The 20,674-nt window shown below is 54.6% G+C and carries 14 protein-coding genes; 3 read left to right on the top strand and 11 right to left on the bottom strand.

All coding sequences use genetic code 11. The annotated features are described in order from the left end of the window. Positions 1-419 precede the first annotated feature (419 nt). The 5 genes from R70723_RS10585 to clpP form a co-directional block, all read right to left on the bottom strand. Positions 420-1,463: a FecCD family ABC transporter permease gene (locus tag R70723_RS10585; RefSeq protein ID WP_039871866.1), complete on the bottom strand. Its 1,044-nt coding sequence runs from the start codon at positions 1,461-1,463 to the stop codon at positions 420-422. Continuing rightward, positions 1,460-2,467, bottom strand: a complete 1,008-nt coding sequence (locus tag R70723_RS10580) for a FecCD family ABC transporter permease (protein WP_039871865.1) — start codon at positions 2,465-2,467, stop codon at positions 1,460-1,462. The genes R70723_RS10585 and R70723_RS10580 overlap by 4 nt, the downstream gene beginning before the upstream one ends. 88 nt (positions 2,468-2,555) lie before the next feature. Then, positions 2,556-4,208, bottom strand: coding sequence for an AraC family transcriptional regulator (locus tag R70723_RS10575; RefSeq protein ID WP_039871864.1), 1,653 nt, complete (start codon positions 4,206-4,208; stop codon positions 2,556-2,558). A gap of 140 nt (positions 4,209-4,348) precedes the next feature. Further along, complete coding sequence (locus R70723_RS10570) at positions 4,349-4,555, bottom strand: hypothetical protein (protein WP_039871862.1); 207 nt, start codon at positions 4,553-4,555, stop codon at positions 4,349-4,351. Positions 4,556-4,575: 20 nt separating this feature from the next. Further along, a complete protein-coding gene (gene clpP, locus R70723_RS10565) occupies positions 4,576-5,157 on the bottom strand; it encodes an ATP-dependent Clp endopeptidase proteolytic subunit ClpP (protein WP_039871860.1) in 582 nt (193 codons plus the stop codon). A gap of 184 nt (positions 5,158-5,341) precedes the next feature. Here clpP and R70723_RS10560 point away from each other — a divergent pair, with 184 nt between their 5' ends. Both R70723_RS10560 and R70723_RS10555 read left to right on the top strand, forming a co-directional pair. Then, a complete protein-coding gene (locus tag R70723_RS10560) occupies positions 5,342-6,088 on the top strand; it encodes an RNA polymerase sigma factor (protein ID WP_047171095.1) in 747 nt (248 codons plus the stop codon). Positions 6,089-6,110: 22 nt separating this feature from the next. Continuing rightward, positions 6,111-7,004: an NAD-dependent epimerase/dehydratase family protein gene (locus tag R70723_RS10555; protein WP_039871859.1), complete on the top strand. Its 894-nt coding sequence runs from the start codon at positions 6,111-6,113 to the stop codon at positions 7,002-7,004. On the opposite strand, the gene R70723_RS10550 is transcribed toward R70723_RS10555, so the two are convergent. The 3 genes from R70723_RS10550 to R70723_RS10540 form a co-directional block, all read right to left on the bottom strand. Further along, positions 6,984-8,795 (bottom strand): methyl-accepting chemotaxis protein, encoded by a 1,812-nt coding sequence (locus tag R70723_RS10550; protein ID WP_039871858.1) that lies wholly within the window; start codon positions 8,793-8,795, stop codon positions 6,984-6,986. The two genes, R70723_RS10555 and R70723_RS10550, sit on opposite strands and share 21 nt — an antisense overlap. A gap of 237 nt (positions 8,796-9,032) precedes the next feature. Then, positions 9,033-9,443, bottom strand: coding sequence for a VOC family protein (locus tag R70723_RS10545; RefSeq protein WP_039871855.1), 411 nt, complete (start codon positions 9,441-9,443; stop codon positions 9,033-9,035). Positions 9,444-9,602: 159 nt separating this feature from the next. Next, positions 9,603-13,679, bottom strand: a complete 4,077-nt coding sequence (locus R70723_RS10540; RefSeq protein ID WP_039871854.1) for a choice-of-anchor I family protein — start codon at positions 13,677-13,679, stop codon at positions 9,603-9,605. A 198-nt stretch (positions 13,680-13,877) separates the two neighbouring features. Between R70723_RS10540 and R70723_RS10535 the strand changes: the two genes are divergently transcribed. Continuing rightward, on the top strand, positions 13,878-15,035 hold the full coding sequence (locus R70723_RS10535) for a glycosyltransferase family 4 protein (RefSeq protein ID WP_039871853.1): 1,158 nt from the start codon (positions 13,878-13,880) through the stop codon (positions 15,033-15,035). Here R70723_RS10535 and R70723_RS10530 read toward each other — a convergent pair. The 3 genes from R70723_RS10530 to R70723_RS32010 form a co-directional block, all read right to left on the bottom strand. Continuing rightward, positions 15,032-15,235: a hypothetical protein gene (locus tag R70723_RS10530; protein ID WP_039871852.1), complete on the bottom strand. Its 204-nt coding sequence runs from the start codon at positions 15,233-15,235 to the stop codon at positions 15,032-15,034. The two genes, R70723_RS10535 and R70723_RS10530, sit on opposite strands and share 4 nt — an antisense overlap. Positions 15,236-15,432: 197 nt before the next feature. Beyond that, complete coding sequence (locus R70723_RS10525; protein WP_039871851.1) at positions 15,433-16,509, bottom strand: response regulator; 1,077 nt, start codon at positions 16,507-16,509, stop codon at positions 15,433-15,435. A gap of 3 nt (positions 16,510-16,512) precedes the next feature. Beyond that, positions 16,513-20,511: a PAS domain-containing protein gene (locus R70723_RS32010; protein WP_052421264.1), complete on the bottom strand. Its 3,999-nt coding sequence runs from the start codon at positions 20,509-20,511 to the stop codon at positions 16,513-16,515. Positions 20,512-20,674: the final 163 nt, after the last annotated feature.

Raw genomic sequence — 20,674 nt, 5'->3', positions numbered from 1 at the left:
TTATCCTGTTAATACTCCCGAACGCATGTAAATACACGCTTATGCTTCGTTTTTCTAAGATTTATAAAGTGTCACTTTCAGAAATTTCGGTCTGACGGAACCTCAAATCCGGTAAGAAGGACAACTAGATTATTGTAACACAGCAGCGCCTTTCTTCATACGAATTTATTTTAAAATCAAACAACCCGCTCACCTCCGGCTTCAGGCGCACTAATTAACCTTACCCGTTTTGGCTTGCCGGCTAACTGATTTCTTCCCGTCCATGCAGCCGCCAGCTCCAGCTACGCCGTTATCTGCGTGATTCTCCAGTTGTAGTATGTGTAGCCGCCGGAATCCAATACCTTAATCTCTTCTCCTGCTATAACGCACAAAAAGAGTCCAGGAGCGCTGAAACACAGCGTCTTGGACTCTCTTCTGTATTATCTCACACGCGCCTTGAACAGCAGCAGGATGAAATAAGGTACACCGATTATGGAAATAACGATGCCTACCGGCAGCTGAGCAGGGGCAAATACGGTTTTGCCGATAAAATCGGCCAGTACGACCATCAGCATGCCGATCATGCCGCATAAAGGAACGATATATCTGTACGTATTACCAATCAGGCGTCTGGCGATATGAGGGGCAATCAGCCCTACAAATCCGATGCTGCCTGACACGGAGACGCACGCGCTGACCAGTCCGACGCAGCAGAGCAGCAAAATCTGTCTCTCCCGGCCGGTTGCGACGCCGACTCCCCTAACGCTTACCTCATGAAGCTGCATCAGGTCCAGCACCGCTCCCCTCTGCCAGATGATTGGCGTCAGAATGATTAGCCAGGGCAGGGTGGACAGGATCTGGCGCCAGCTGGCATTACTGATGCTTCCGGCCAGCCAGACGGTAGCCATTTCAAAGTTTTGCGGGTCCATCTTGAGCGAGATATACAACGTAACGGCCCCGAAGCCCGAGGCCAGCGCAATCCCGACCAGAATCAGCTGCTGGGGATGGAACTCCCCGTCCTGCCTCGCGAACACGAATAGCAGTACAACGGCGACCAATCCGCCGATGAAGCCGAACATCGGCATTGACATGACCGACAGCCAGGCGGGAGCCTGCATCGTGCCTGCGGTAATGAACATGAACAGCACCACGAACGCCCCCGCGGCAGCATGAATGCCCAGAATACCCGGATCAGCGAGCGTATTGCGCGAAATCCCCTGGAGCACAGCTCCGGCGATGCCTAGCCCGAAGCCGACCAGCGCGCCGAGCACAATGCGCGGCAGGCGGAATTCAAAGATGACAAGATCATAATCCTCTACAGGATTAATCCGCAGCAGCGTGCGGAACACATCCTTAACGGTAAGGTCAAATGTGCCGTTGGTCACGCTGATATACGTGGCGGCCAGTGTCAGCAGACTGAGCAGCAGGAACAGTGACCAGAATCTCCGCTGCTTGGACTGTGGTGCAAGAGAAGGCTTGCTCATGCCTGGCTGCCCCCTCTCGTCTTCACGAGATACAGGAAGAACGGTACCCCGAAGAGTGCTGTAACGACACCGACCGGCGTTTCGAACGGATAATTGATAAACCGGCTGATCAGGTCACACGCTGCCAGAAACAGCGCCCCGAAGAAGGCAGCGAACGGAATGATTTTGCGGTAGTCCTGTCCGATTAGCAGCCGTGTAATATGCGGGATAATGAGTCCGACGAAGGCGATTTTGCCGGCGATGGCCACCGATATGCCTGTCAGCAGCACCACGCTCAGCATCGTCAGCCCCTTAACAACAGTAACCTTGAGCCCGAGTCCAGCAGCCGTTTCCTCACCAAGCGACAGCATGGTAACCGGACGGGACATCAGCATACCGAGCGTCAGGCCGACAACAGCAAACGGAATAGCGAGCTTGATTACCGCCGGGTCCATCATATGCAGCCTGGCATTGTACCAGAAGCTGATATCCTGCGAGACTTGAAAATAGACCGACAGCGCCTGGGACACTCCGCCGAGAAAGGTACCGATAATTGTGCCTAGGACGGCCATCGCCAGCGGTGAAGCACCGCCTGGAACCAGCTTGGCGATTCCGAACACCAGCGCAGCACCCAGGGCAGAGCCGGCCAGTGAATATAGAATCATCGTCATGGATGAGGTAGCCGGCAGAAACACCATGCATAGGGTTATTGCAAAGACAGAACCGTCGCTGACCCCCATAATCGACGGTGAGGCCAGATAATTCCTGGTCATTCCCTGCATCAGCGCCCCTGAGACCGCCAGAAAAGCACCGATCAGCAGTGCTCCGGCTACCCGGGGAATACGTGAGGTAAGGATGATCTGGTGGTCTATATTATCCGGGTCAAAATGGACAAGCGCATTCCAGATCGTTATGTAACTGATATCCTTGGAGCCGTAAAGCACCGATAACACACTGACAACTACAATTAATACAATTCCCAGCACCAGCAGGGAGGCTGCTTTGAATCCGGCCGCATGTTTCATCTCATCCCACTCTTTTACATTTACTATTTATGATAATGATTATCATTACCGATTATAGCGGGACAGCTTCCGGTGCTCAATGGACTAATTACGGAATATGTATGGACGATTGGCCGAGGAACAGCTGCCCGGCCTCGCGAATCATCCGTAATTGCGCATATGCGGACTGCTCACGCCACGGATCTGAGGCCAGAAAATGTACACGGTGCCGCTGTACAGCCGCTATCTTCAGCCACTCGGGATCATTTTGCAGCCGGCTCCATTCATTCAGCGTATCGCTTTCCCTGCGGATCAGCATCAGCAAATGATCCGCACCGAGCGCGGCAACCTCCTGCGGAGTTACCGGGATGTTATAGATTCCGCCGCCGTCATAGGCAGGCTGGAGCTGAAGCTCCTGGTAGAGCATACTGGCCATGCTGCGGCTGCAGTGCAGGTATAAACGGTTGTGCAGCATCCGGACAACCGCAACGGTCTCCTTACCGATCTGTGTCTGCAGCTGCTCCCTGGTTCGTCCTGCCTCCCGGTCAAAAGCGGCAAGCCACTGCTCCGCCTGCCAGGATTCCCCGAGCCATTCTGCCAGGGTGAGAAACTGGCTGCGCCAGTCAGCCGGCTCGGAGGACAGGTAATGGACCGGTGCAAGCCGCTCCAGCGCCGCCTTTTCCTCCTCCTGAAGCATGTCCCCGGCCAGAATCAGATCGGCAGGAACCTGCCGCAGCACCTCCAGATTGGCCTGCCAGTCCTGGTTGCTGCGGTAGGCGCTGATATGAACCGGAATTTCTGTCCGGTATTTCCGGTAATAATATTCCGTCCACTTCGGATGCAGTGCAGCCGCATAAGGCATCAGATTCAGCGGCAGCAGCTGTCCCAGCAGCGATGAGGAATAGGCTACCAGCTTGCGGCGGCGGCTCTTCATGTAGACCGCCGGAGGTACCCCGATCATTTTCTTGAATTTGCGGCTGAAGTAGAATTCATCGGCGTACCCGACCTGGTGGGCAATTTCACGCAGCTTCGAGCCGCTCTGCGCCATCAGTCGCTTGGCCTGCTGCAGTCTAAGCTCTGTGACATATTCAAGGGCACTTTTGCCGTATTTCCTTTTAAACAGGTCATTAAAATATTTAGGGCTGAACTCGGCAGCCTGGGCCAGCGACTGGGAGGTTAAATCCTGAGTGAAATGCTCCTCAATGTATTGCTTGGCCTGTTCCAGCGCATAGCCCGTATCCCTTGGCCGCTGCCTGCCGCTCACCCGGATGCTGTGCAGCAGCTCCTGAAAAGCAATCTGGGCACGAAAGCTCACCCTCCGCCGCTGTATTTCCTCCTTGTGTGCCAGCTCACTGCATATTGTCAGAATAGACTGCACCGGTATCTGTGCCAGCAAGCCCGTCTGCGGGAGCAGCTGAACCGTCGTGATCAGCCGGCTTCCCTCATTTTCCGGACCGTATTGATATACATTGAAATAAAAAATATACATCTCGAGACCTCCGGACTGCTCCACAGCCCCGAAGGTCTGCCCCGGCAGGGAGAGACAGACTGAACCTGCTGTCAGCTCCAGCAGTCCGGTGTCTGCCAGCAGCTGTACCGTTCCGCCCGTTACCACAATCAGCGCATAGGATAAGGCAAGCTGCTGAGGCAGGTTCACCTCGTCTGCGCCCTTTACAGCCTGAACAGACAGCAGGCGGAAGGCCAGCTCCTCCCAGTCCTGCAGGTCCGTCTCCTGACCGGCCGTTATTTCCTCTTCTACCATTGCCAGCTCACCACCATCATATCAATCACTCTATCATTCTTTTCAGTATAATTGATAATGATTATCAATGGAATCCTGCCTGCATAAAAAAGACTACCCCTGCGCCTTCCGGCGTAAGAATAGTCCCCTTATTTTAACTACTAATGCCCGAATCCGACCCGCGGACGCTCCCGCTCCTTGGTCTCCAGCGCTACCGCCCGGATTGAGGTCAACGGGATGTACAGCAGCTGAAACTCTGTGCGGTATTTTACAAAACGCTCGTCAAGCTCCTCCAGCACGCCTTCCCTGACACTTGTTCCATCCAGAAAATGCACGGCTACCTTCTGTCCAAGCAATTCCTGCAGCATGCTCATCAGCTCCTTTATGATTATAAACTTGAAATTTCCTTGTCAATAACGCCGTAGTCAAGTGCCTCGTCTGCCGTCATGAAATAATCGCGGTCCATATCTTTTTCTACACGCTCTGCCGGCTGGCCGGTCCGTTCTGCCGTAATCCGGACGATTTTTTCCCTGATCTGCAGAATCCGCTTGGCACTGATGGCAATATCGCTGGCCTGGCCCTGCGCTCCTCCATGCGGCTGATGGATCATGATCTCGCTGTTCGGCAGCGCAAACCGTTTGCCGGGAGCTCCGGCCAGCAGCAGCAAGGAACCGAAGGAAGCAGCAAAGCCTGTGCAAATAGTGCTGACCTGCGGTTTGATTACCTGCATCGTATCATAAATGCCGAACCCTGCGGTAGTCGACCCGCCTGGACTGTTGATAAACATCTGAATATCCTTCTCCGGGTCCTCTGCGGCAAGATACAGCAGCTGGGCGATAATGCTGTTCGCCAGCTGGTCATCAATGGCTGCGCCGACAAAGACGATGCGGTCCTTTAACAGCCGCGAGTAAATGTCATATGACCGCTCGCCTCTGCCTGTCTGTTCAACTACATAAGGGATAACACTCATCCTTCATACCTCCTTGAATGTTGCTTGAGTGATACCCTGTAGCCGAACAGCTGACGGAAAAGGATACGAAGACTGCTAATAAAAAAACTGCAGAAACCCCGTATCTTTAATCCGGACTTATTCGCTTATATAATAGAGGGAACTAAAACTCCGGTGAGGATTGCCAAAAAGGAGATGACCGCACATGCTTATCCTGGATCAGCACGATACGGCGGATAAAGCCGCTGATGACGAGAGATTACACCCGCTTCATACAGCATTGGACCGCTACTGCCTGGCACTGACCCGCTCCAGACATGAGGCCGATGATCTGGTTCAGGACACCTGGACCAAGGCGCTGGGCTACAGCGGGTGGGCGGCCAGTCCCAACCGGCAGGCACTGCTGCTGCGGATTGCCAGGCATACCTGGATTGACAGCCTGCGGCGTAAATCTGCACATCACCGTGCAATGGAGCGCGGGCTTCAGCAGGCTGAGACTGCTGCGGAACAGGGCCAGAGCAGCCTGAGTGAGCTGGAAACGGTATTTCATGCCCTGATTAAATCGCTGCCTCCGCTCCAGCTGACGGTCTTTCTGCTGCGCGATGTGCTCGGCTACCCGGCCCAGGAGGCGGCAGAGCAGCTGGATACCACGGAGGGTGCGGTCAAAGCCGCGCTGTACCGGGCAAGGCAGGCTCTTGCAGCTGTACGCGAAGAGCTGGCCGGCGACGGTCCCGCTCTGCCGGCAGACAGTGATTTCCGGCTGCTGCTGGCCGCACTGGCCGGGGCCTACGAGCAGGGGCAGGTCCCTGTGATGCTGGAGCTCCTGCGCCGGCAGAAGGCTGCAGGTATTACAATGGCCACCGGCTTCAGTAAGGTTGAAGCCCGGCATTATGCTGTCCCTGCCCCTAACGGATACACCGGAAGTTACGGCGGGCTGCGGATGTCTGCCTGATACCTGACCAAGGAGGAGAATGATGAGAAGCATACTTGTACTCGGAGGAACACGTTTTTTTGGCAAACGGCTGGTTCAGCGCCTGCTTGAGGATGAGAATACCCGGGTGACGATCCTGACAAGAGGACAAACGGCCGATGATTTCGGCAGCCGGGTTACACGGCTGAACGCCGACCGGTCTGACGCGAAGGCTCTGGCTGAGGCGGTTAGCGGCCGGCACTTTGATGTTGTATACGACAACATCTGTTATTCCCCCGACGATGCAGCTGCGGCGGCCAATATCTTTGCAGATACTGCAGGGCGGTACATTCTGACCTCCAGCCTGTCTGTATATGATCCCAGCCCGGAAATGCTGCATGAAGCCGGCTTTGACCCGGCTCATTATCCGGTCCGTCTGGGCCCGAAGGACGATTTCAGCTATCAGGAGGGCAAACGGCTGGCCGAAGCCATACTGCTGGGCCAGTCCGCTTTTCCGGCTGCTGCCGTACGTTTTCCAATTGTACTAGGGACTGATGACTACACGCGCCGGCTGCATTTTCACATTGAGCAGATCACGCAAGGCAAGCCGGTCGGCATCCCGAATCCGGAGGCGCTGATCTCTTTTATCCGGTCGGATGAAGCTGCAGACTTCCTCTACTGGCTGGGCTTCTCGCCGCTGACCGGACCGGTCAACGCCTGCTCGGACGGGGCCATTGCCATTCAGGAAGTCATTTCACTGATCGAAGCCGTGACCGGAAAACAGGCAATAACGGCGCAACGTACAGCGGATAAGGATATGTCACCGTTCGGCATCACAGAATCATGGTATATGAATACAGCAAAAGCCCGCTCTGCGGGCTTCGTCTTCCTGTCATTAACCGCCTGGCTGCCGGAGCTTGTAGCTGTGCTCAATGCCTCACTCAGCCAAAGCGAGTAGCGGTGCTTCTTCCTTGCCTTGTCTCGCCTCATCCATGCTAATCAGCCGGCCGGCGGAGGCCGGCCCGGCTCCATCCTCTTCAATTCTAAATACATTGATCTCCCTGAACAGCCGCTGTGAGAGCTCGCTGATCTCCAGCGCCTGGCGGGCGATATCGTGTATGGCCTGATCCTGCTGGGTGCTTGATGCGTTCACTTCCTGAACGCCTGCCGCCGTCTGCTCAGCAACAGATGCCACGGAATGGATGGATTCCCCCAGCCGGGAATTAATCCGCTGCGTCTCCTCCACCTTACCGTGAATCTGCGTAATCTGCCGGCTGATTCCGGAAATCGAGTGGTCTATCGCCTTGAAGGAGGCCAGGGTTTCTGCAACCTGGGAATCCTGCTCCTCAAGGCTTTTTTTCGTGTCCAGCATCTCTTTCTCAAAGCCCGCCATATTCTCCTGCAGCTCCCCGATAATCCGGCTGATCAGGATGGAAGAATCGCTGGTCTGAACCGACAGGTGGCGGACCTCATCAGCGATAACTGCAAAGCCCTTCCCGGCCGCACCCGCCCGCGCCGCTTCAATCGCCGCATTCAGTGACAGAATGTTCGTCTGCTTGGAGATTTCTGTAATGGAATTCGTGATCCGCGAAATATCGCCCGACTGCTCAACCAACTTTTCCAGCGCTTCATATACTTTGCCGATAGAGAAACGCGAGCGCTCTGAAATCCGCTGCAGCTCACCTACCGTATCCGAGCCTTTGCGTGCATTAAGGTCAGCCGTTCCGCTGGTCGCCAGCATTTTGTCGGTATAATCGGTAATCTCCGCCACTTCCCGCTCCAGCTCCTGCAGCAGCAGCGCACTTTGCTCAGACTGGACAGCCTGCTGGTCCGCTCCTACCGAAATCTCCTGGATGGTTCTTACAATTTCCTGGTTTGTATTGGCTGTAACCGTCGACGACTCCTGGAATGAGCGGGAATAGTCTGCAAGCGTTGAAGCTACCTGCACCGTCTGGCGCAGCATCTCGCGCACCCGGGTCACCATATGGTCAAAATGAAAGCTGAGCCGTCCCAGCTCATCATCGTACGGAGAATTAATCTGCTGCCGCAAATCGCCCTCTGCAATATTACGCAGCGCATGCTGGAGCTTGCCTACCGGTGCAAGGAACGAACGGATCAGCAGTACAGCCAGTATCAGCAACAACAAAACCACTATGCCTGCAGCATAATAGACGATGGACACGGTGTGCTCCAGGAGCGTAAAGGATTCGGCCTGCGCCTTGTCCGCATTATCAGAAGCTGCCGTATAGAGTGCGGTATTAATTTTAAGGAGCTGCTGATGAACAGCAAGCGCATTCGTATGGAGACCGTCAATCTCCTCAAGCACTGTCAGCGGGTCAAGGCTTGTATCCCCCATCGTTTCAACCAGCTTCCCGACATAACCGCTATACATTTTTAAGGCCGACTGCAGCAGCTGCAGATCCTTCCACGCAGAGGTCTCCTTTTCAAAATCAACCCTGGCCACAGCCTCTTCCAGCTGCTGCTGCTTGTCCATAAACGGCTGTGCCAGCTCCAGGTCACTGGATTCTGCAAGCTCTGTCTCCAGGCTGTTCAGCTCCTGCAGCAGCTGGGTGATCGTCGAAACGGTAATTCTTTTTTCCATCTCCGACTTTTGGCGTTCCATCGACAGCTCCACCTGACTAATCTTCTGCCCCTGAACCAGCGCCACAACCAAAAAGATAAGTGAGATCGCCGTAAAACTGAGAACCAGCTTCCATTTCATGGATAAGTGCAGCATATTTCTTTTCAAGCCTTATCATCCCTTCTGTTAAAGCCTTGGTCATTTCGTTATGTATGTAATATTTGCCACGCACTTATTGTAGAAGCTGGATATTAACGGCTCTGCGGGGTTTTGTATGCGCACCGTAAATAAATTGTTGCAATATTGTTAACCCGGGACTGCAGCAGCATGACAAAATACCCACATAAACAACAAAAGACAGGCACCCTTACCGGGCACCTGCCTGAAAAATACTAATGTATTGATTTACTGTGCAGCACTTTCGTCCATATACATAACTTCCCACAGATGCCCGTCCGGGTCCTGGAAGCTCCAATTATACATAAAGCCGTGATCGACCGGATCGTTGAACGGCTTGCCGCCGGCATTCAGCGCCTTCTGCACCAGCTCGTCCACCTGTTCCCTGCTTGCTGCGGAGAAACAGGTAATAACCTCTGTATGGGCAGCAGAATCAATAATCGTCTTGTTCGTAAACGTACCGAAATACTCCCGTGTCAGCAGCATAGCATACGTATTGCCGTTAATAATCATACAGGTTGCGTTCTCATCCGTAAAATGAGGATTAAATTCAAACCCTAACGCGGTAAAAAATTCAACTGACCTCTGCAGATTGGCAACGGGCAAATTAATAAACACCTGTCCTGCCTGAAATCCCATTCGCTGATCACCTCGTACATGAATTTGGGCGTGCTCCGCTCCATTATAGCATGCAGTTTTCCCATAACAATAAAATTTAAAATATCCTTGCCGCAAAAAAGCTCCTGGATTTGCCTCCGTTTTTTGCGGCGCGGAACACTTTATAATAACAGGCTTTGTTTACTGTACAGCCTTCAATAGCTTAGCAAGCAAATGCGCCGTTTCCTCGCGTGTCGCTGAAGCCTGCGGGGCAAAGTTCACCGTACCGTCCGCCGCAGCCTGGCCTGACAGGATTCCCGCCTGCCGGACTGCCTTGGCCGCTTCCTGCGCGTAGCTGCTGATCGACGCCTGATCAGCGAAGCCGGCAGCTGTACCCCCGTTAACCGGCAGGCTCCAGTTCATCGCTTCAGCCAGACGGGTAATCATCACCGCCAGCTGTTCGCGTGAAACATTAGCCTTAGGATTAAATCGGCCGTCTCCTGTACCGTTCACAATTCCGTTTGCGCTGGCCCAGCTCACAGCTGTCCCATAATAATCATCAGCCTGCACATCGGTAAAGCTGCCGGCTCCTGCTGTATTCAGATCCGCTCCTGCAAGGCGGGCCAGCAGCAGCGCTGCATCTCCGCGGCTCAGCTGAGCCTTAAGCCCGAATTGCCCTGCCGAGGTGCCTGAGATAATACCGCGCGCCGCCAGATAAGTAATGGAATCTCTGGCAAAGCTGTTTGCAGTATCGTTAAACACCTGCTTGTTATAGCCGACAGCATAAACCGAGAAGTGCGGGGTCTTAAAGGTCAGCATTCCGGCTGCCGCGTCGTAGCTGCTTGCAGGCAGCACAGACAATGCTCCGGATGCTGTTACGTAATAAGCAGCAACCGCATTGGCATCTTCACCTGCAGACAAGGTATAAGGAATGCGGACCAGAGCACTGCCTGCGCCAAAGCTGGAAACCTCCCTGCTGCCGGCTTTTACTGTAAAGCTCAGCACCGGACGGGTGCCGATCAAGCCAGTTGAATCCGCCGGGAACGCGGCTTTGGCAACGGTCAGGCTGACAGCCTCCCCTGCCGCAGCAGTGTGGATGGCAGAGACGGCATTCCGGTCCAGCGAAACCGTACCGGAGCTGCTGGCAAAGGTCACTGTCTGAATCTGGCTGCCGGCGAGTTCGGCCCATGCAGCTGCCGGCACCTGAAGGGTAGCTGCTGCTGATGTATCAGACGCCGCTGTACGGAACAACAGCTCCTTTGCCACTGCTCCCTGCAGCAGCTCCAGTGCAGCTGTCACATCCTCCAGGCTGACAGGATAAGAAGTATTGCCGGCTGAATCCGTAACTGCTGCAACCTCTACAACAGCCTTGCCGTCAGCCTGGATGACAGTTCCATCAGATGCTGGAACCGGCGCAGGGACTCCGCTTGTCGGGCCGGTGCCCGGCAGGCTCGTTACCGGATCGGCTGCCTTCACTGTCACCTGCGCTTCAGCCAGACCGTAGCCGTCAGCACTGGATACTGAGATTACCGCTGTCCCGGCAGCAAGCGGCGTTACCTTGCCTGCCTGGTCAACCGATGCAACCGCTGAATTGGAGGAGCTCCAGCTCAGCCCGGCCGCAGCTCCTCCTGCCGGCTGCACATCTGCTGCAAGCACTGCTGCTGCACCGCCGGCTTGCAGGGACAATGCCGTCTTATCGAGCGTCAACGTTGTTACATTCAGCTGGTAGATGGCCACTGTGCCGCCGACTTCGTTGGCAACCAGCACCAGCGGCAGTCCGGTCGGACTGTCTGCTGCAGCGATAAATTCAATTCCCTCCGGACCCGTATCCGTCTCTATATTATTCTTCGGGGTGAACTCGCGTGTGTTGATATAGTTCACAAATGCCGGCTGCTCCGGATTGGTTACATCATAGGTCATCAGACCGCCGATGCGCTCCAGCCCGATAAAGGCCAGCGCCTTATTGCCCACCTTGCCGGTCTTTACATATTCCGGCTCCGGCCCTTTTTTGGTGCTGCGGCTGTCCAGTGTGGTGTTGCTGTTGCTGGCATTGAAGTAAGCAGGCAGACGCTCTGCCGTGATCTGCTCAAAATCGCTGCCGCTGTCATACACCTGCTTCATGGTAGAAGCATCCCAGATGGAGAAGGAACGCGCTCCATACAGATAAATGCCGTCATGGCCCATATCCGACATTACTTCAACGCCATCATAATTTGTTGTTCCGGCCAGGAACTTGGCGGCGGCTGAAGCCGGATCAAGTGAGCTTTTCATTTTACCGATCGTGCTGGCATTCTCCTTGCTGTCCCATTCCGTTGCATCGCCTTCGTTGGCCGTGAACAGATAGGTTGTACCGTTGACTGTATACTGGCTAATCCCGTCGGGCATATAGACGCCGTAAAATGGTACGTTTTCAAGCTGGATCAGATTATCCTTTTGCAGATCCAGCGCATTTTGCGGAAGGCTGAGATCCTTGAATCCCAGTCCTTTCACCCATAGCAGCTTGCCGGAAGCAATATCTACAGCGGCGATAGCATTGTTCTCCTGCAGACTGATATACGCCGTCTTCTGGTCTTCGGACAGCTCGATGAATTCCGGCTCCAGATCACGTACTGCGTCTGCTTTGGCGCCTTTGCCGGTAATCAGCTTCGTCTCCGGGTCTGCTGCCCCGCGGATATGCACCAGATCATCTATGACTGCAGGGTTATCGAACTTCACCAGGCTTACTGCCTTGGTCACGGTATCAATAATCGTAACGCTGCCCTCCGGATCGCCTGCCAGAGTACGAGGCTCCGCCTCATCAGCTGTCAGGATATAGCGGCCGTCAGCCGTGTATTTGACCATATCCGGCTGAACCCCGGCTTCAAACGTCTCCAGCAGCTTGCCGCCGTAATCAAGCACAAGCACCTTGCCGTTCTTCATCGCATCGGCTTCCTGGACCGCCACTGCAATCCGTTTAGTCGCCGTATTAATATCCACACTGGTCAAATCCCCGTAGCTGAAGCCTCCGGTCTCGGACAGCACCTCAATATTGATGCTAGCCTCCTTCTCCGGGTGCACACCGTCTTTGAGATCGACAATATCTACAGTCGCCGGATGAGTTGATCCGTTAACCAGATAAAATTTGCCGTTATCCCGGTTATAGCGGACTATTTCGGCCACGCCGCCGTCTTCATTCGTCGTACCGACGGAATACCCGCCGATTTTGGTAATGCTGATCAGATCCTGCTTAGGGTCAGGTGCAGGCTTATTCACAATAAGGTCAAGCGTTCCGGAAACCTTGGCTGGAGCAGCAGAGCTGTCATAGACGGTATAGCTCACTGTTGATGTACCTGCTGCCAGAGGAATGCCGCTGATCGTACCGGTTGCTGTATCAAGCACAAGTCCTTCCGGCAAGCCGGCTGCACTGAAGGAATACGGCTGGACTCCGCCGTACACGGACAGGGCAACCGTATATTGTGAGCCCGCTGTCGCTTTTGGCAGCGCGGTTGTGGCTACACCGAGGGCGGGTGCCTTGACTCCCCACGCCCCATCCCTACTACTGTGCGGCTTCATCAGATTCATTGCGGCTGCATCCAGGCTGTCGAAGCTGATCTGCTTCAGATCCTTCTTATTGTTATCCGTATCGGCGAAATCCGCGCGGCGCACCGACTTCTGTTTGGAGGTTCCTTCCTCCTTGCCTGTCGGATAATCCCCTTCATAGCCGTCAATCACGGAGCCCTTGTCATTTCCCGCTGTGCCGATCATGTCCACATAGGCAGCGCTTTTGCTCTCGAACGGATTTACCGCCGTCAGCAGGTCCGTATTGCTGAGCAGAACCACCTTTACACCTTTATTATTGAAAAGGAGCCCGCCCCATGTCTGGTCACCCTTGCCGCTGATGTCGCTTTGGAAGGACGGGTTATTTTTACTGTCCGTAATAAGATAAGAGGAATGCGCCTTGATAGTCCCGCTCAGCTCTAATCTGCTCCAAGTCCCGTTCATGGCCGGATCAGAGTATTGCAGTGACCACCCGCTCAGGTCAACATCCACGTCCAGAGGATTATAAAGCTCAATATAGCCGCTTGAAAAATAACCGCCTGTAGTATCTGCATCCCCTCCGCCATATACCTGATTCACAATAATATGAGGAACGTTTACATTATAAGAGCCGTCAGCATTGTACGGAGTGCCCGCCGGTTGTGCCGCAGCCGCCGATGCAGGGGCCCCGCCCCAGGCGGGAACAAGTGCTAATTCAGCTGCCAGCAGCAGCGAGAGGATGGTAGTGCCTGATCTTTTCAAAGTCGATGTCACTCCTATAGTTTATTTTTTAAATAACTATAGTGGACGAGTGTTTACGGTTGTGCGGATTTGTATCAACGGAGCGTAAAGTGCAGGGACAACTCTGCCGATCCCGAAAAAAGCCTTAACATTCCGCTGACCCCCGCCAAATATTCACCTGCTATGATCAGGGCAACTAAAGTCCTGGAGGGGATATTGATGCGTCTTGCCTTGTTTACGGACACTTATCTTCCGCAGACCAACGGAGTTGCCCGTACGCTTCACCGGCTGACCGGCCATCTGAACCGCCGTGGAATCGAGCATCTGCTGTTCACACCAAAGTCTGCTCCCGGAGAAGAGTGTGACGATCCGGTACGCAAAATCTCCAGCATCCCCTTTTTCCTGTATCCCGAGTGCAGACTGGCCCTTCCGGGCCTGTCCTCCATCAGCAATGAGCTCCGCGCCTTCCGCCCCGACCTGCTGCACCTGGCGACCCCGTTCAACCTCGGCTTATACGGCCTGCGTTATGCCCACAAACATAATCTTCCGCATGTCGCCTCCTACCACACCCATTTTGACCGCTACCTCCGCTATTACCGGATGCCCAGCCTCATTCCGCTCTACTGGAAGTATATGAAATGGTTTCACCGCAGCTGCGACGCCATCCTGGCACCATCCCGGGAAACGTCCGGCGTGCTTCGGGCACACGGCTTTACAGGCCTGAAGCTGTGGTCGAGAGGCGTCGACTGCGGGCTGTATAATCCGGGGAAGCGTACGGAGGATGTGCGGGGACGTTACGGGGTCGAAGCTCCGCTGCTGCTGCTGTATGTAGGACGGATCGCTCCGGAAAAAGACCTCGCAACGCTCATGGCGGCCATGCGCCTCCTGCCGGCTTCCGCTGCCGCTGACGTGCATCTGCTTGTCGTCGGGGATGGTCCGCTGCTGCCGGAGCTGCGGGAATCGGCGCCCGGGAATGTCAGCTTTACCGGCAGCAGGCACGGCGATGAGCTGGCAGAGCTGTACGCCTCCAGCGACATCTTCGTGTTTCCGTCCGCTACGGAAACCTTCGGGAATGTCGTGCTGGAGGCTATGGCCTCCGGGCTGCCGGTCATCGCCGCAGATGCGGGCGGCCCGCGCGAGCTGGTCGTGCCCGGCCGGAGCGGCACACTGTTCAGCCCGCAGCAGCCGGAGGCAATGGCCGAGGCCATCTGCAGGCTGGCCGGGCAGCCCGAGCTGCGATCAGCGATGGGCCACGAGGGGCGGCGCCTGGCGCTTAGCCGCTCCTGGGATAATATCTTTGACGGACTGGTCAGAGATTACGAGGAGGTTATTGAAGCCCGGCGTGTGAAGGGCCGTGCGGGGATTTTTACGGCTTAGCCGTTCGGACGGGTTTCGGCGGAATCAAAGGCACTTTTGCCTTTCATTTCGCCATCCGGCCGGATTTCGCCGGAATCAGAGGCACTTTTGCCTTTCATTTCGCCATCCGGCCGGGTTTCGCCGGAATCAGAGGCACTTTTGCCTTTCATTTCGCCGTTCGGCCGGGTTTCGCCGGAATCAGAGGCATTTTTGACTTTCATTTTGCCGCTCGGCTCAGTTTTGCCGGATGAGAGGCACTTTTTCCTCTACCTCCAACAGCAGTACACCGACCCTCACGACTCTCAGAACACTATCTGCCCTCCCCTACTATAATAACTAGCAGAGCCCGACCAGCCTTCTGCGATAGAAGGTTGGTCGGGCTCTTTTTTGAAGTGCTGCTATAGATGGCAGTGGCGGCCTAGTACCGGTCAGAAATCTCCTGAAACTTCTGGCTGCATTTCACAAAAATCTCTACGATATCGGGGTCGAAATGCCGGCCGGCATCCCCGACAATAATATCGACTGCCTGCTCATGGCTCATCGCCTCCTTGTAGACGCGCTTGCTGGTTAGCGCATCGTACACATCAGCAACCGCCATCAGCCTTGCGGACAACGGGATTGCATCACCGGTCAGTCCTTGCGGATAGCCGGTACCGTCCCATTTCTCATGATGGGAATAGACGATTTCCTTGGCAAACCGCAGAAAGGTTTCGGTGCTGTTCATCAGCCGCTCGGCACGCAGGACCGCATCCCGGCCCTGGGTTGTGTGTGTCTTCATCACTTCATATTCTTCGTCTGTCAGCTTGCCCGGCTTGAGAAGAATATGGTCCGGGATGCCCACCTTGCCGATGTCATGCAGCGGTGCCGAGGTAACAATCAGGCTGATATGCTCGGGGCTGAGGACGTCCGCATATTTTTCCGTTCGGCCCAGCCCGGTTGCCAGCTCCTTGATATACAGCTTGGTTCTTTGAATATGATTGCCCGTTTCCGGATCACGCATTTCCGCCAGCGCCGCCATCGCCATGACCGAGACCTCCTGGATCAGCGATATTTCCTGGATCCGCCGGGAGATTTCTGCTTCGAGATACTGGTTTTTGTCTGCAAGAAAATCCTTGGAGCGCTTCAGTGTCAGATGTGTCTTCACGCGCGAGAGGAGGATCGGCGCACTGATCGGCTTGGTAATATAATCGACCGCACCGGAATCGAAGCCCTTGTTCTCATCCTCCACCTCTTCTTTTGCGGTCAGAAAAATCACCGGTATCTCCCTCAGCACCTCATCCTCCATTAGCCTGCGGCAGGTTTCGTAACCGTCCATACCCGGCATCATAATATCCAGCAGAATCAGATCTGGGGGAGCAGCCTTGGCAATCTGCAGCGCTTTTTCGCCGTTTGTAGCGACCTTCACCTTGTAGCATTCCTTCAGCAGGCCGCTGAGCAGCGCAATATTGTCCGGCGTGTCGTCAACGACTAATATAACAGGTCTTAAATCCAGCATTGTTTACATCAACCTCTGTTCATAATGACTTTCAAGGATAGCCTGCCGGGTAATTTCCACAGCCTCCTCATATTCAAACCGGCCAAGACTGCGCTCCAGCCGCTGCAGATCAGCCGGATCTATCAGGCGGGCCACCGTACCCCTTATATCGGCATAATAATCAACAGCTTCACTGTCATCATCCAACAGCAGCTCCAGCAGGCGCTCAAGCAATTGCACCCGCGGGACCGTCAGCTGTCCCCTCTCCTCCTCCGGCACTGCTGAACGCCGGTTGCTGCCCAACTGCTTGATGATTGTCCCGGAGCTTTCCTGTACGGCTGCTTCCAGCCTGCGCAGCAGCTCCTCCAGCACCTCCGGCCCTGCGTCCCGGCTGAACATTTCAACCAGGCTACCGGCCAGCCTCTCTACCTCGGTAACCCCGAGATTGCCCGATACCCCTCTCAGGTTATGGGCAAGCCTTTCCGCTGCTGCAGCCTCCTCCTTCCGGAGCGCCTCACGCAAAGACTGAACCATTTCATGCTGGCTGTCCGCATATTTCAGCAGCAGGCTGCTGTATAATGTCCGGTTGTGCCCCACCCGGTTCAGACCGCCCGCTGTATCAATCCCGCCGAGCCGCAGGATAGACAACGCACCGGTGTCAATCCTTGCATTAGCACTTGCCTCTGTACTTGCTTCCAGACTCACTTCCCCACTCGCACCAGCCTGCCGGACAGCCCCGTCTGTAACCCATCTGCTGATCTTCGTGAACAGGATATCCGGGTCAACCGGCTTGGCGATATGCCCGTTCATGCCTGAAGCAAAGCTGCGCTCCCGCTCCTCCTGCATCGTCCGGGCCGTCATGGCGATTACCGGCAGTCCCGGAGACAGCTCGCGGATTCTCGCCGCCGCCTCGAAGCCGTCCATCTCCGGCATCTGCAGATCCATCAGGACGATGCCGTAAGGCCGGTCCGCAGGCATCGCTTCTATCAACCGCACTGCTTCAGCCCCGTTCACTGCCAGATCCGGCAGCATTCCCTGGCTTCTCAGCAGCTCAGCGGCAATCTGCCGGTTAATTTCATTGTCTTCGGCTACCAGCACCCGGGTTCCGGCCAGCCTGTAATCCTTTTCCTGAACCGGGGAAGCCGCTTCCGGCAGCAGCAGAACCGGGGAAGCCGCATTCTGCACCAGATCAAACCAGGCGGTAAATGCAAAGGTGCTGCCCTGCCCCTCCACACTGTCCACCCACAGGCTGCCGCCCATATTTTCTACCAGCTTGCGGCTGATAGCCAGCCCCAGTCCCGTTCCGCCAAACCTCCGCGTTGTCGAGCTGTCAGCCTGGGTAAAGGCCTGAAACACCTTGCTCTCCGTCTCTTTACTCATGCCGATGCCGGTGTCGTGTACGCTGATCTGCAGCTTGACCCTGCTGTCAATCACGCTGTTCAGCTCAACTGCAATCGAAATCTCACCCTCCTCGGTGAATTTAATCGCGTTGCTCAGCAGGTTCGTAATAATCTGTCCCAGACGCAGCGGGTCACCGCTGAGCTTGGCGGGCACCTCAGGCTGGATTGTACAGAGCAGCTGCAGCCCCTTTTCCCCGGCCGTCTGGCTGGACAGATCCAGTGCCCCGGTGATGACCTCCATAAGTGTAAAGTCCGTGTTCTCCAGCTCCAGCTTGCCTGATTCCACCTTTGAAAAATCAAGAATTTCATTAATAATGCCCAGCAGTGAGGTGCCGGCGTTATGAATTTTGGAGATATAATCCTGCTGAACAGGGTTAAGGCCGGTCTTTAGCGCCAGATAGGCCATTCCGATAATCGCATTCATCGGTGTACGGATCTCATGGCTCATGTTCGCCAGAAACTGTGACTTGGCAGCTGTTGCTTCTTCCGCCAGATTAAGTGCAGATTTCAGCTCCGCCTCCTGCCGTTTGGCATCAGTAATATCCTCCGATACGCTTAGCAGGTAGAGCGGCTGCCCCTCGGCATCCATGATCGGCAGCTTGGTGGTCAGTACATATCTGAGATTGCAGTGCTCACCGTCGTCGGGAATAATCTCGATTTCGCTGAAGGACTGACCGGTGGCGATTACTCTTTTATCCGCATCCATCAGCTTGCGGGCAATCTCCTCAGGGAACACCGTCTGCAGATCCAGGCCTACCAGCTGCTCAGGCGCTATGCCCAGGAAATCCGCACTGGCCTGATTAGCCTTAAAAATCTTCAGGTGCTGCGCATCCTTCACCGTTATCATGAGCGGCATATGGCTGATGATGGCATCAAGGAAATTGCGGTTATCGATAATCTCTTTTTCCTTATGCTTCAGATCGCTGATATCGGTCATAATCCCCAGGTACCCGCCGACCGAATAATCGGACAAGCGGTAGGCAGACAGGGAATACAGAATGTGGTGCTCCTCCCCCGAAGCAAAGGTCCTGATAATCTGCCGGTTCGAGGATCTGCCGGTCGCCGCCACTTCAGTCATCATCTCGCTCAGATTGCGGTACCCGTCCTCCGGCAAATGCGGCAGCATGCTCATCGGAATACCGGCCAGCCTGCTACGCGACACCTGAAAGGCCTGCTCATAAGCGGCATTACAGCCGAGAAAGCACTGCCGTTCATCGATATAAAAAAGCGGATGCGGCAGCGTATCAATTAACTGTGAGGTGAAGTACAGCTGGTCAGACAGCTCTTTTCTCATCCGTTTGTATTCAGAAATATCCTCTTTAATGCCGACGTAGTGCGTGACTTCACCGCTGTCATTTTTAATGGAGGAGACGAGCACCGCTTCCGTATATTCCTCACCGTTCTTTTTACGGTTAACAAATTCCCCGTGCCATTTCCCCCCTGCCTCCAGCGTTTCATTTAATTGGTTATAGGTCTCACGCCTGGTCTTGTCAGTCTTCAGGAGGGAGGGTGTCTTGCCGAGAATTTCCTCCTTAGGGTATCCCGTCACCTCAGTAAAATAGGGATTGATATATTCAATCTGCCTGTCCTTGTCCGTAATCAGAATAGACATCGGCGCCTGCTCAATAACATTCAGATAGAGGCGAAGCTTCTCGTTGTACTCCCTTTCGGTTTCCAGCATTTTTTTGGCGGCGATGGTCTGCTTGGCATATAGTCTTACAATGAAATAAGCCATAATGATGATCGTAAAATACAGAAACACGTATACAGAGAAGCCTTTCAGCAGCACAATCATCACTGGATACATTAAAAAGAGGATCCCGCCCTTCAGCATCCGCGGATTATTCTCCGGTACTGCTGCGGGTTCCGATTTGCTAATCTGCAGCGTCCCCATCATACCGCTGGCTGCTATTCCTGCGATGGAGAGCCGGTACAGGCTGTCTATGTATGGACTTGAGATTAGTCCGCCGTGCAGCGCCTGGATGAGATCGAGCGTCCCGATCAGGGCGATCCCCGAAATCAGCAGGATACAGCCGGGTGTGCGCTGGCTGCTGTCCATATAGATCCAGATCAGAGTAAGTCCGGCCAGCACCAGCAGCGGTACAAGCAGATAAAAGAAGACGGCGAACGACTGCAGGCCGCCCGGCATCCAGTGAAAGGTTTCGTCCTGAAAAAAGATAAACCATACACTGCCCACAATGCACTCTACAGTTGTAATCTGGTCCCATAGAACCTGCAGTTTACTTATCCGCTTTTTCAGCTTCCTGTAAACCTGTACAATGCCGAACAGAATCGCGACTCTTGCCGGAATATGCACCATTACCGCCAGCAGCACGCTGTACGGCTCATCTCCGAAGGAAATGGTCAGGCCTCCCGGAAACAGAGTCAGAAACAGATTGCCCGCTGACCACAGCAGAAACGCAAGCTGAATCCAGTGGCGTGATATATTTAACTCCGGCCTGCTGCCGCCCCCTCTTTTCCAAAATGCACAGCAGACCAGCAGCGGTCCGCCTGTTATAATGATCATCCACAGTATGCTGCTGTATTGGATCTCTACCCAGATACAGGCCAATATGTACAGCGCCAGAGCTGCCCATAGCCCGCGTATCCTGCCTTTCTCCATCCGCCGCTGACCACCCTTAATTTCTATAATATTTCCTTTGCTGAAGCTTTCCTGCCGGTTCCTGATAGTGTTGTTTCATTCTACCTCTATATGCTATCTTATTCCTACTACTTTTTTCGACATTCTTCCGCAAAAAACTTAGCCCATCCAAGACTCCAACTGG

Source organism: Paenibacillus sp. FSL R7-0273 (assembly GCF_000758625.1).
GTDB lineage: Bacteria > Bacillota > Bacilli > Paenibacillales > Paenibacillaceae > Paenibacillus_AQ.
Note: the sequence above shows the minus strand (reverse complement) of the source record. Positions and strands in the feature narration are given on the sequence as shown.

Bases quoted from the DNA above. Each gene is read 5' to 3' on its own strand.
- R70723_RS10570 (WP_039871862.1), bottom strand. From the start codon at position 4,555: ATGCTGCAGGAATTGCTTGGACAGAAGGTAGCCGTGCATTTTCTGGAT.
- R70723_RS10530 (WP_039871852.1), bottom strand. From the start codon at position 15,235: ATGAAAGTCAAAAATGCCTCTGATTCCGGCGAAACCCGGCCGAACGGC.
- R70723_RS10585 (WP_039871866.1), bottom strand. From the start codon at position 1,463: ATGAGCAAGCCTTCTCTTGCACCACAGTCCAAGCAGCGGAGATTCTGG.
- clpP (WP_039871860.1), bottom strand. From the start codon at position 5,157: ATGAGTGTTATCCCTTATGTAGTTGAACAGACAGGCAGAGGCGAGCGG.
- R70723_RS10535 (WP_039871853.1), top strand. From the start codon at position 13,878: ATGCGTCTTGCCTTGTTTACGGACACTTATCTTCCGCAGACCAACGGA.
- R70723_RS10580 (WP_039871865.1), bottom strand. From the start codon at position 2,467: ATGAAACATGCGGCCGGATTCAAAGCAGCCTCCCTGCTGGTGCTGGGA.
- R70723_RS10555 (WP_039871859.1), top strand. From the start codon at position 6,111: ATGAGAAGCATACTTGTACTCGGAGGAACACGTTTTTTTGGCAAACGG.
- R70723_RS10575 (WP_039871864.1), bottom strand. From the start codon at position 4,208: ATGGTAGAAGAGGAAATAACGGCCGGTCAGGAGACGGACCTGCAGGAC.
- R70723_RS10545 (WP_039871855.1), bottom strand. From the start codon at position 9,443: ATGGGATTTCAGGCAGGACAGGTGTTTATTAATTTGCCCGTTGCCAAT.
- R70723_RS32010 (WP_052421264.1), bottom strand. From the start codon at position 20,511: ATGGAGAAAGGCAGGATACGCGGGCTATGGGCAGCTCTGGCGCTGTAC.
- R70723_RS10560 (WP_047171095.1), top strand. From the start codon at position 5,342: ATGCTTATCCTGGATCAGCACGATACGGCGGATAAAGCCGCTGATGAC.
- R70723_RS10525 (WP_039871851.1), bottom strand. From the start codon at position 16,509: ATGCTGGATTTAAGACCTGTTATATTAGTCGTTGACGACACGCCGGAC.